We start from the raw sequence: 1,860 nt of genomic DNA, 5'->3' as shown, positions 1-1,860 counted from the left end.
GATGTTGGAGAGGTGCCCGCTCGCCGTCTGGCCGGTGATGAACAGCTCCTCGCCTATCTGACGGTTGCTGCGGCCGCGCGCGTGGAGCCGCAGCACGTCCCGCTCGCGCGCGGTGAGCGGTGACGTGGGCGCCTCCCCGGAGGCGGTGTCCGTGAGGCGGCCGCGGCGGATGAGGGCGTCGATCCGCTCCAGCAGGGGCGCGGCCCCCAGCCGTGCGGCCGTCGCGCGGGCCTCGCCCGCCTGCACGGCCGCCTCCGCCCGCCGCTCGGTCACCAGCAGGGCCTCGGCGAACCGCAGCTGACACCGTGCCCGCTCGTACACGTCGCCGTGCTCGAAGGCGGTGACGGCCCTCTCCCAGGCCGCCGCGTCCGGTCCGGAGACGGCCCGCGTCCACTCCGCTTCGGCTCGGGCGAGCCAGGCCTGCCCCTCCGGGCCCTGCGGGCGGCCCTCCTCGTCCCGTGCGGCCGTGGCGCGTGCCAGCTGCACGAGCTCGGTCGCGGTGCCCGCCCAGCCGGCCGGTCCGGGCGCGCCGCCGGTGCGGCGCAGCTCGGCGGTCCGGTCGGCGACCGCCGCGAGGGCCAGCGCCGCGAGCCGGACCGTGGCGTCCGGCCGGCGGCCCGACTCGTCACTGAGGGCCGCGACCGTCGCCCGCATCCGTTCCACGGCCGCGTCCGGGTCACCGCGCTGTGCGGCCGCGTCCGTGAGCACGATGCCCGCGACGAGCGTGCCCATCCAGTCGAACGGCCCCTCCAGCAGGGCACCGGCCCGCTCGACGGCCCCGGCCTCGCCGCGCGCCAGCGCCACGTACAGCGCGGGCGCGATCGCGTACCCGCTCGCCGCGGACGGGCCGCCGCCGGCGTCGGCCGCCTGCCGCACGCACTCGTCCCAGCGGCCCAGCGTGCACAGCACCAGCAGCTGGAGGAAGCGCATCTCGCGCGGATAGGGGGAGGACAGCAGTCCGGCGCGGCGGGCCCGCTCCAGCCCCTCCTCCAGCCACGGCAGACACTCCTGGACGTCGCCGGACTCGAAGCAGCCGACGGCGAGGTTGAACAGCGCACGCATCTCGACGGGCCCGTGCCCGGCTGCGCGGGCCAGCTCCCTGGCCTGCCGCAGCAGCTCGCGGCCCGCAGGGGTGCTGCGGCCGCCCCCCTCGAGCCCGGCCAGGGAGACCAGCAGGTCGGCCTGGGCGTCGGTGACGCGCAGCTCCTCGGCCACCCGCAGGGCCTGGCGGGCGATCCGCAACGCCGTCCCGTTCTCACCGATGTGACGTGCCGCCATGACATGGGTCGCCGCCGCCCACACCCAGGTGCGCGACGGGGGCTCGGCGGGGATCATCGCGAGGGCCTCGCTGCTGTAGGCGAACGCGGCCTTCAGGCTGTCGACGCTCATCAGGTTCCCGGCGAGCGTGTAGCGGACCCGGGCGGCGAGTTCGGAGTCGGTGTCCTCGCCGACGCCCGCGAGCGCGGCACGGGTGAGGGACACCGCCCGGTGCGGGTCCCCGGCGTGCGCGGCGGCCGCCGAGGCGCGCAGCGTGAGGGTGACCCGGTCGGCTCCGTCCGCCGCGGGGCGGGCCGGCGGCGGCACCGACGGCCACAGGTCGAGGACCGTCTCCAGATGACGCAGTTCCTCGGCGGGGGCGACCGTCCGCCGCGCGTGGTCCGCGGCCTCCAGGGACGCGGCAAGGGCCTCGGGCAGGTCATGGCTCTCGCGGTAGTGGTGGGCGCGCTCCGCGGCGGTCTCGGCGCCGGCGCCGGGTGCGGCGAGCAGCCGGGCGAACGCGCCGTGCAGCCGCGAGCGTTCACCGGGCAGCAGGTCCGCGTAGACCGCCTCGCGCGCGAGGGCGTGGCGGAAGGCGTACCT

1 protein-coding gene is annotated in these 1,860 nt (G+C 77.7%); it reads right to left on the bottom strand.

The window, feature by feature from the left end; translation table 11 throughout:
* On the bottom strand, positions 1-1,860 hold a 1,860-nt coding region (locus ACFW2E_RS26445), incomplete at both ends, for a LuxR C-terminal-related transcriptional regulator (RefSeq protein WP_384469564.1).

It is taken from the genome of Streptomyces sp. NPDC058964 (genome assembly GCF_042741275.1).
GTDB lineage: Bacteria > Actinomycetota > Actinomycetes > Streptomycetales > Streptomycetaceae > Streptomyces.
The sequence above is the reverse complement of the archived record's forward strand: the minus strand, read 5'-3'. Positions and strand labels throughout refer to the sequence as shown.